The sequence below is a fragment of the Nocardioides sp. genome (assembly GCF_035576065.1).
Lineage (GTDB): Bacteria > Actinomycetota > Actinomycetes > Propionibacteriales > Nocardioidaceae > Nocardioides.
Genome location: NZ_DATLWX010000035.1, coordinates 24,291 through 33,536, shown reverse-complemented (window position 1 = coordinate 33,536; position 9,246 = coordinate 24,291). Strand labels below are relative to the sequence as shown.

General features: G+C 70.5%; 11 protein-coding genes. 4 read left to right on the top strand and 7 right to left on the bottom strand.

Annotated features, from left to right (window positions below):
* Positions 1–507 precede the first annotated feature (507 nt).
* Positions 508–978 carry a hypothetical protein gene (locus VNJ48_RS15875; RefSeq protein WP_325603820.1) on the top strand — a complete coding sequence of 157 codons (471 nt, stop codon included), beginning with the start codon at positions 508–510 and terminating at the stop codon, positions 976–978.
* A 302-nt stretch (positions 979–1,280) separates the two neighbouring features.
* Here the strand turns inward: VNJ48_RS15875 and VNJ48_RS15870 are convergent, their stop codons facing one another.
* The 6 genes from VNJ48_RS15870 to VNJ48_RS15845 form a co-directional block, all read right to left on the bottom strand.
* Positions 1,281–2,135: an SCO6745 family protein gene (locus tag VNJ48_RS15870; RefSeq protein ID WP_325603819.1), complete on the bottom strand. Its 855-nt coding sequence runs from the start codon at positions 2,133–2,135 to the stop codon at positions 1,281–1,283.
* Positions 2,136–2,265: 130 nt separating this feature from the next.
* Positions 2,266–2,760 (bottom strand): hypothetical protein, encoded by a 495-nt coding sequence (locus tag VNJ48_RS15865; RefSeq protein WP_325603818.1) that lies wholly within the window; start codon positions 2,758–2,760, stop codon positions 2,266–2,268.
* A 293-nt stretch (positions 2,761–3,053) separates the two neighbouring features.
* Entirely contained in the window at positions 3,054–3,845 is a 792-nt protein-coding gene (locus tag VNJ48_RS15860; RefSeq protein WP_325603817.1) for a hypothetical protein, read from the bottom strand.
* A 2-nt stretch (positions 3,846–3,847) separates the two neighbouring features.
* Complete coding sequence (locus VNJ48_RS15855) at positions 3,848–4,351, bottom strand: sigma-70 family RNA polymerase sigma factor (RefSeq protein ID WP_325603815.1); 504 nt, start codon at positions 4,349–4,351, stop codon at positions 3,848–3,850.
* A 117-nt stretch (positions 4,352–4,468) separates the two neighbouring features.
* Positions 4,469–5,359 carry a GNAT family N-acetyltransferase gene (locus VNJ48_RS15850; RefSeq protein ID WP_325603813.1) on the bottom strand — a complete coding sequence of 297 codons (891 nt, stop codon included), beginning with the start codon at positions 5,357–5,359 and terminating at the stop codon, positions 4,469–4,471.
* 65 nt (positions 5,360–5,424) lie between these two features.
* Positions 5,425–5,913, bottom strand: a complete 489-nt coding sequence (locus VNJ48_RS15845; protein ID WP_325603811.1) for an HD domain-containing protein — start codon at positions 5,911–5,913, stop codon at positions 5,425–5,427.
* Between the two features lie 187 nt (positions 5,914–6,100).
* Between VNJ48_RS15845 and VNJ48_RS15840 the strand changes: the two genes are divergently transcribed.
* Both VNJ48_RS15840 and VNJ48_RS15835 read left to right on the top strand, forming a co-directional pair.
* Positions 6,101–6,556, top strand: a complete 456-nt coding sequence (locus tag VNJ48_RS15840; RefSeq protein WP_325603809.1) for a hypothetical protein — start codon at positions 6,101–6,103, stop codon at positions 6,554–6,556.
* Positions 6,557–6,560: 4 nt separating this feature from the next.
* Positions 6,561–6,698 carry a hypothetical protein gene (locus VNJ48_RS15835; protein WP_325603807.1) on the top strand — a complete coding sequence of 46 codons (138 nt, stop codon included), beginning with the start codon at positions 6,561–6,563 and terminating at the stop codon, positions 6,696–6,698.
* A 27-nt stretch (positions 6,699–6,725) separates the two neighbouring features.
* Here the strand turns inward: VNJ48_RS15835 and VNJ48_RS15830 are convergent, their stop codons facing one another.
* A complete protein-coding gene (locus VNJ48_RS15830) occupies positions 6,726–7,658 on the bottom strand; it encodes a DMT family transporter (protein WP_325603805.1) in 933 nt (310 codons plus the stop codon).
* 28 nt (positions 7,659–7,686) lie between these two features.
* Here VNJ48_RS15830 and VNJ48_RS15825 point away from each other — a divergent pair, with 28 nt between their 5' ends.
* Positions 7,687–9,171, top strand: coding sequence for a PLP-dependent aminotransferase family protein (locus tag VNJ48_RS15825; RefSeq protein ID WP_325603803.1), 1,485 nt, complete (start codon positions 7,687–7,689; stop codon positions 9,169–9,171).
* Positions 9,172–9,246 lie beyond the last annotated feature (75 nt).

Here is a 9,246-nt window from a genome sequence, read left to right as displayed (position 1 = left end):
CGACATCACGCCCCGGAGAACCGCAGCCCGGCAGCGCCAGCCGACCCAGCGGTGTACCCGAGATCAGTCATCACGACCTTCGCAGAGTCCACGCCAACGAGATCGACGCAGCGCCACCCTCATGAATCACCGGGGCTAGGCGCCGAATCACTCGCTCGTGGGCGAAGTCCCTTTTCCGCCTCCACTCTCTCCAGCAGCGCCGGAATCTTGTGCTTGGTGGCGCGGACTTGCTCGTGCTTGGCGGACCCTTCACACGCGTGGAATCGACGTGGTGCCGCCACGGAAGCGCCGGCCACGACTGATCGCCGAAGGCCCCAGCGACGAAACGATTACCGAGACAAACGCACTGCTTGCGTCCGCACTGCCTGGCCTGACTCGACGGGCGCGCGCACGGCGGATAGACGTTGGCGATACGCAGTGCGGCACCGGCTGCAGATCTGGAGCGGGCGCAGTCTGCAAGTCACCTGCTCCGGACACGGGACCGGGGCCCAGTGCGAGGATAGGTGGATGAGTTGGGGAGATGTCTGGGTCAACGCGGACAAGGTCCGACCCGGGATGGACGCCAGTGGCCCACGGGCGCCGTGGATCCCGGCCGGCGTCATCTCGTCGGAGCAGCGGGCGTTCGTTGAGGCGACGCAGCTGCTGCGGAGGACCCGCGGTGCGCACGCCCGAGCCGTCGAGTTCGACCTCCAGATCACCTCGTCCGCCGTGGGCGAGGAGCGCTCCGGCACAGGAACGGCCGTCGTTGGCTTCGAGCCGGACGGGTTGTGGCTCGCGGTGGACGTGACCCCGACGGGGAGCCTCGCGGAGGAGGCTCGTTTCGTGGTGTTCACGCAGCGCGTGCACGTCGTCGCCGGAGCCCGGAGGTCCGGCGAACGCGGTTCGACGGGCCGCCCGCGGGCAACCATCCCGCTTCGCGGTCGCGCGCGATCCCGCGAGAGCGCCCTCGAGTGGGGTCACCGGGCGGGTCGGGGCTGACCGAGGGAGTCAGCGGCGAGGCTGCCGACTGGATCCGACAGACCCCCTAGGTGCTCCAGGCCCGGTGGGACCGGCTGGCAAGGACTCGCGCCGGCGTGCGCGGCGAGGTCGTCAACGGAAGGCGTGGGCGGGCCGGGCACTGTGCGGTTGAAGTACGACGCGGGCGGCCTTCACGGCGGATAGGCGCAGGTTGTGGGCGCGCGAATACGCGCAAGCGCTCGACCCGCCGCCGGCATCTACGCGACGATCCGCAACCGGACTACGGCTGAGCCGAGGCGGGAGCGCGGGGAGAGCCGCTGCGGTCAGCCCGCGGAGAACACTCCGTCGGGGAACGCGCCGTTCTCCAGGGCGCGGGCGACCAGCGGTTGTCCCAGCTCGGCGAGCCGCAGCGCCCCTTCAACGCCGAGGTGCACCCACGGCTCGGCGGCCATCTGGTCGGTCGCGGCCTCCACCTCACGACGCAGGTCGCGACCCGCGTCGGTGAGCCCGCCCTCCGGCGAGAGGAGACCGCGCTCGACCAGCACAGCCGTCGCAGCGGCCCACTCCTCGTCGGACCAGCCGCGGGTGAACTGGGCCACGACGGGCACGAATCCCTTGCCGGTCGCGCAGTGCGTCACCAGTGCTTCCAGGCCACTCAGGCTCGCGGCCAGCAGCGCCGCGACGTGGCCGTCGCCACGGTGCTCGCGCAGCAACGTCAACGCGTGGAAGAGGACGAGGTGAGGCTCGGTCGGCCAGGCCAGGTCGGCGTGCGCCGCGTACAACGGGCGGCCGGGTGCCGTGCAGCCCTCGCTTGCCTGGCGCGCGAGCTCGGCAGCCTCCGCGACCTCCGGGGACGCCAGCACCTCGGCGCCGAGCAGGCGGTGGTACGACGCGTCGATGCCCCGATAGCGGGCCGCGACAGCGTCCTCGGGCGCGATCTGGTCCCACGCGGCGGGGACGCACTTCGCGACGAGCGCCGGGTGGAAGTTGTAGAACGTCGCCGCGACCACGCCGGCACCGACCCGACCCATCGCTGCAGAGCGCGAGGCAAAGTACGCCGTGCGCCCCTTGCGGAGCCCGGCACCGACCAGCGCCGCCTCAACGTCCGGGGAGAAGTAACCCAAGGCGTGCAGAGGCTCCAGGGAGCGAGCGATCCGACCGAAATTTCGAGGTTCCATGCGATCTGTCTACCCCACGTTTCCAGCCCCGAGCACAGTCTCTGCCCCGACACTGTCCTGTGTTCGCCTACCGATAGGCGGCGGTACTACGCACGTGTTCAACATGGGATCGATGTGCGCCCGGCAGAATCTAGGACGAAGGTTGGCGGCTGAGGTCAAGGATCGACGCGCCCACCCCGGCCGGGTCGTGCAAGGCATGGAGGTGGCGGCCAGCCATGGTCCTTGTCGCCCATCCCAGTCGGACCGCGCGTTCGCGCTCGTCCGCGTAGGTCTCGCCGAATGCAAGATACGCGGCTGAGCGCTGGGTCCAGCCGCTCGGAACGGGCATCCGGCTCGCGAAGTACCCCAGCTGAAGTTGTTGCTGCTCATGCTCGACTGCCTCGCGGACGGAGCTGTGGGGGAACAAGTCGCCGACGTCGCCCCACCACTCGGTCCACGGAGGAAGGACGCCCTGCTGGTTCGCCAGTCCTCGCAAGAAGTCCATGAAGGCCGGTGGTGCTAGCGGCGTCTCCGCTTGTTGTTCGGCCTCGGGACCAGGCAGCGCCGCGTCGACGAACACCGTGGCTTCGACGTCGACGAGGGAGGCGAGGTGCGGCGCATAGAGACCAGCGTTGCTGTGAGGCACCAGGACAACTCTCTGGCTGTTTGCAGCCGCAACGACGGCATCCAGAACTCCGGCCGGCGTGCGTGGCTGCGCGCCGAAGTTGACTGCCTGCGCCGGGTGGCCCTGCGCCCGAAGCCATGCCTCGACCGGGCGCCAGGTCGCTGGTCCGAGCAACGGGCTAGGTATCAGAAGGAACACGTGTTCCATTCTCACGCGTCGGTCCCCGGAGCGTGCGGCTCGCTGGTGCACCGAGGCTGGCCGGTGGGCGCAGGTCGACTGCCCCGCACGGCTGGCGGAGAGTCCCTTGCTCGCGGTCAGCCCGCAGACCCGCATCGCTCGACCGAGCAGGACGCACCACCGGGGACGCTGTAGGTGAGTTCGGCTCGGGACCCGGTCCACTCGTCGGGCCAGGCGCCGGTGTCGTAGAACGCTGTCCACCCGGGAAGCACCTCAGTACTGGTCCCGGTCACGGGACGCGTTGATCCGTCCGGAAGCGTGACCTCGACGACGTCGTGTTCGCCTGCGGCGTACCCGATGATCCCGTAGTGGTGACCCGCACCGTCCTCGTCGGCGTGCTTGAGGCCGCCGTAGACGCGCACAGGGAAATCTCTGGGCTCGGTGCCTGGCTGCAACGCCCAGACCGTACGCCGCAGCGTCCCGTCGTCTATGCCCGCCATGAGCACGTCGACCTCAGCCTCCTCCGAGGTTCGGAGGTCGAAGCCCGGGACACGGGCGGCGTACAGCACTTCCGTCTCGCCCCCCTCGAAGGTGCCCATCGCAAGCACCTCCCCGATCACCTTGCCCATCTCCCTGCCCTGCGAACCGGGTCCGATGCACGACACCACTCCGCACACCGCCTTCTCGTCCGGCGCGTCGCGCCCGGACGACCCCGGGCCGATGCCGTCCGCCGTTGGCTGGCTCAGGGAGAAGAGTGCCGCTGGGATGCCGATGGCAGCGACGACCGCCAGCGCTGCCAACCCGGTCATGATGCGCCGGCGGACCCTCAGTCGCCGTCCTGCGTGACGGATCTCGCCGAGATCGGGTGCTCCGGTGGCGACTGGCTCCGCCTTCGCGAGACGGACGAGCTCATCGTGTGAAACAGACATGGTCAGTCCTTCCCTGAAGCGATGTGGGCGGAGCGCACGCGGGCCAGCGCGCGGGACGCGGTGCTCTTGACGGTCCCGACGGACACGCCCAGCTGTCGGGCGACCTCGCTCTCAGGCGCGTCGAGGTAGTAGCGCCACACGATGATGCTGCGCTCGCGGGGCGACAGTTCAGCGAGGACCTCACTGAGCTGGGAGCGATCGTCGACCGACGCCTCATCTCCGGCGACCGCCGTGTCGCCGGTCTGGGCGACCGGGACCGGTCGCCTGCGGCGTACCGAATCGATGTAACCGTTGACCAGACTGCGGTGGACGTACGAGTAGGCGCCGTCTCGCGTCACCCGTCCCCAGTTCGCGTACGCCCGTGCCAGCGCCGCCTGCGCGAGGTCCTCGGCCTCGTGGCTGTCGTGGCTCAGCAGCCAACCGGCGTGCCGCAGTCGCGGCCATGCTCCGGCCACGAACTCTTCGAACTCCGCCTCGAGCTCGGCGCCCCACAGACTGCGTGCCATCGAATCCCCTCCGTCACCTGTCACCCTTCCCTACGCAGGCGGGGGCTCGCAGGTTGAGCCGATGGCATGTGCAACCGTTTCCGGTCCCGCCGCCGGCGTAGGCGCTGGCGCTGGCGATCAGGAACGTGCGATCTCGAGGTCTCGCAGGGGCACGCGAACGCTCAGCACGTCACCGGACAGGCGCACCCTTGCCCGTAGTCCCGACCCCAGCACCATCGGCATCACCGCCGGGTTGTCGGGGCTGGTCCTCAGGACCAGCTCGTCGTCCCCCAACCGGGCTGCGGCCCGCGCGGCTTCCATCAGCAGGCGAGAGCCGATGCCGCGTCGGCGCCATGCCGGGTCGACCTCCAGTGCCAGGCGACGGCACCCAGTTGCGTCGAGCTCTGCGAGCACGGCCCGCCCGACCGAGGTCCCCGCCACCTCCACCGTCACTCCGTGGCTCGTGACCACGTAGTCCGGGGCGGTCCCAGTGCCGAGCCGGCGCGCCGGGGTGGGAACGGCGACAGCGGCCTTGGCGCGTTGCAGCACGTCACTCACGAGGCCGGCCATCGTTGCGCCGCGTGCATGCTCGGTGGCGGTGAAGGGCACCTCCCGGTGGATCTGCACGGAGACATCGCCCACCGCCATCTCCATCGAGTCGGCGGGGAGCGGCAGGTCAGGGTGTTCAGCGTCGGCGTCGAAGAGGGCCGCGACGATCTCGGGGAACCGCGCCGGCTGGGCCAGGATCGCGCGAGCTGCCTCCACGTAGCGAGTGGGCTGGTCACCGAGCGCCTGCTCGCCGCACGGATGGGAGACGACCGCACGCGCTCCGGCACGCTCGACCAGCACCGCAACCTCATCGGCGTCCCAACCCGGAGGCACCTCCAGCACGAAGTCGTCGGTCACCGACCCCACCCCCGGGAAGACCTGCATCGCGAGAATGTTGACGCCTGCGGCGCCGCACTCCTGGGCCAGGGTCGCCAAGGCACCGGGACGGTCACGCATCGTCATTCGTACTCGCCACAACATGCGTCCACCCTGCGCGGGCCATGTTGCCGGACGGCACCGTGGATGTTTCCGTCGCGAAAAACAACTCACCGGTCGAACCGCGGCGCTCCGAGCTCGTCCAGGACCTCGCGGGCGTGGGCGTACTTCGCCGTCAACCTGGTCCGCTGCTCATCGGGCAGCTTGGCCAACCGCTCCGGATCGCCGTTGTCCGCGACGTCGGAGGCCTTCACCACCATGCCGATCGGGTCCTGGCAGGCACGGCGTACTGCCTCCTCATGTTCCTCGCCGGGACGATTCGTCAACGACACGACGGCCTCGACAACCGGCGGAGTCATGCCCCTGGCGAGCAGTCGTTCGGCCGTCCAGCCTTCGCAGTCCTCCATGACGTCGTGCAGCCACGCGGCAGCCTCGAACTCCTCGCCGTGGCCAGCGACCCGCCGGGCCACTCGCGCGGGATGGGCGATGTAGGGCGCGCCAGCCTTGTCGTCAGTCCCTTCGTGGGCCTGCGTCGCGATGCTCTTGGCTCGGGCGACCAGGTCAGACACACCACCGCCGTCCGTACGCTCGCCCGTCATCCACCAGTCTCCTTGCGTCTCGGTCCGCCTGGCTCGACCGTACTGCGAGCGTCCGACCGAGCAAGGACCGCAGATCAGTCAGCCTGGTCTAGACATTGTTCGCATTCCCGGCACTGCTGCCCGCAGCTGCCAGCAGTTCCTCTAATCTCACTTGCAGCGTGCATGGGTACGCGCGACGCAGGAGGCAATGCCGATGTCATTCGATTTCACCGAGGGTCCCACCAGCACTCAGATGACGCTGGAACAGATTGTCGATGCAGTGGACAAACTGGGACGGGAGAGGCAATTCGTAGGAGTGGTGAACCGGCTCAACACCAAACGCCTCAAGCAGTACGGCGCGTTCACACCCGAGCCCGATGACAGCTCGCCCGCAGTCGCCTCCCGCCGGGCCGACCGGCGCATCGGGTGGCAGCGCAAGTACTTCACCCTCACCCAGACCGGCCTGACCGAACGTGGCTGGAGCCTGACCTGCGAGCTGTGGGACGACGGGCCGGCGCGCAGGGTCGTGATCAAGGCTCACGGAGAGTCGGACCGCAAAGAGGTGGACCGATTCGTCACGCAGATTCTTGACAAGCTCTGGTGGGAACGAGCGGAAGCCCCAGCACTCAACGCCCCAGCTGGTCCGTCCGGATCGGGAAATTGACGCGATGTCGGTGACCGATCACGTCACCGCCGTCTTCCCGGCCACGCCCGGCCACAGCCCGCGGGTCGTGCGCCAGACGCCGGGTGCCGGCGTGGCTCTGGGGATGCGAGTCGTCTCGGTTCCGGTCACCCTCGCCAACTGACGAGGTCACCGTGGCCGTTCCGGCCAGTCACACCGGGGCCTCGTCCCTGCCGAAGCCGACGGCCAGGCCGCCGAGGACCAGGGCGATGCCGCCCCAGACGGCGAGCGCGGGGGCGTGGCCGGTGGTGGCGATGCCCACCAGCGCGGCCGCGACGGGAGCGACTCCGCAGAGCAGGGCCGCTCGACCCGAACCGAGACTGCCCACGGCGCCGTACCAGAGCACGAACGCCACGGCGGTCACGAGGACCGTCAGGTAGAGCAGCGCGGCGAACTGCGTGGCCGACAGCTCCGTCGTCGCAGTCGGACCCTCCAGGACTGCGCCGGTGACGAGCAGTCCCAGGGCGGCCATCCAGACGGCGTGCACGGAGACGCCCCAGGCAGTGTGCCGGGCGAGGACCGGTAGCGCCAGCAACGTGAACGCCGCCTCGCACACCAGCGCGACAACGGCCCAAGCGAGGCCCACCGCGTCGGTGTCACCGGTGCCGACGACGAGGACGCTCCCGGCGACCACCACCACCGCACCCGACAGGGCGCGGCGCCGCGGCGCCCTGCCCTCGAGGATCGGACCCAGTACGGCGATCAGGACCGGGGCGCACGAGATCGCGACCGCGATGACCGCGGGCTCAGCATGGTCAACGCCGCGCACCACCGCGATGTTGAAGAGCACGAGACCGGTCAGTGACACCCCGGACAGCCACAGCCACTCCGTCCCGCGCGGGCGGACGAGAGGTGCGTGCCACCACCTCGCCATGGCGACGAGCAGTGCGGCAGCGGCGGCGTACCGGAGGCCTTGAGCGGTCAGCAGCGGACCGGTCGTGAGGGCGTGGGAGACGGCGACGCTGCTGCCCACGATGCCCATGGCTGCCGCGCCCCGTAGCGCCGAGCCGGCGGTGGTGGGCCGGCGATCGTTCGTCGGGGAGGGCGCGGCGGACGAGATCAGGACTGGTGAAGGGGTGGTCACCCATCGAGGATCACGCGAGAATGGACCTGTGAACAGGTCCGAACCACCCTCGATCGAGTGGTCCACAACAGGGATCCTCGAGCTGGACGTGGCCTCGGTCCCACGCGGGACTCGCGCTGCGTGGCTGGCCGATGCGTTGCGCCGTGCAGTGGCGGACGGCTCGCTGCCCGTCGGCGCCCATCTCCCGACCTCCCGCGACCTCGCCACCGAGCTGGGCGTCTCGCGGGGACTCGTCGTCGAGGCCTATCGGCGGCTCGCCGAGGGCGGGCACGTCGTCGGCCGCGGCCGCGGCGGCACCGTCGTCGTACATGCGCCTGCCCGCACCCCGCCGGCGGCGTCCCACGGCCCCCGGCCCGTGGAGTTCGCGACTCCTGACCTCGGCGTGTTCGAGGCCTTGCGCGCTGCGTCCGCGCAGATCGACCTGACCCCCGGTGCTCCTGACCTCGCGGGATTTCCGCGCGCCGCCTGGCTACGAGCCGAACGTCGGGTGCTCGACACGGTGCCTCCAAGCGCCTTCGGCTATGCCGACCCCGCAGGGTCCCCGGTGTTCAGGAACGCGGTCGCAGGGTGGCTGAGCCGCTTCCGCGGCATCGCGGTCCGAGCGGAGGACGTCATCGTGGTCGCCGGCTTCGCGCAGGCGCTCGCGCTCCTCACCCGCGTCCTGCCGCACCACGGTGTCGACCGATTGGCGGTGGAGGACCCGGGCTCCCTGGGCGCGCGGCTCCAGGTCGAGGCCTGGGGGATGCCCACCGTTCCCGTGCCGGTCGACGAGCGAGGTCTCGACGTCGCCGCCCTCCGCGCCACGGGTGCGCGGGCCGTGCTGGTCACTCCGGCCCACCAGTACCCCACGGGCGTCGTCCTCGACGGTGGCCGGCGCCGCGAGCTCGCGGCGTGGGCTGCATCAGGTGGTCTGATCATCGAGGACGACTACGACGCCGAGCACCGCTACGACCGGGCACCGGTGCCGGCGTTCCAGGCGACCGCGCCCGACCAGGTCTGCTACGGGGGAAGCCTGTCGAAGATCCTGGCGCCCGCACTCCGCGTCGGGTGGCTCGTGGTCCCCGAGCGGCTGCAGCGGGACGTGATCGACGCGAAGCGCTCGACCGACCTGGGCAACGCGACCCTGCCCCAGCTCACCCTCGCCGAGCTGATGGACTCCGGGGCGCTGGAGGGTCACTTGCGGACGGTCCGCACCCGACACCGCCGTCGCCGCGACGCGATGATCGCCGCGCTCGAGACACACCTGCCCGACACCACGGTCCGCGGAGCCGCGGCCGGGCTCCACCTCACCCTGACCCTGGACGGCGTGTCCGTCGCGGACACGTCGATCGCCGAGGCGGCGCTGGAGCGCGGCGTGAAGGTCCAGCCGCTCAGCTGGCACAGGCACGCGGCGGGCCCGCCGGGCCTCGTTGTCGCCTACGCCGCGGCCACGCCGGCAGAGATCGGCGAGGGCATCGCGGTGCTCGGCGAGGTCGTCACCGCGATGACCCGACGGTCCGACCGCGGCTCATAACGGCGCACGCTGCAGGGATGGCGATTGACGGACAGACCGAGGCGCCCCTGCTGTGCAGGGGCGCCTCGAGGCTGC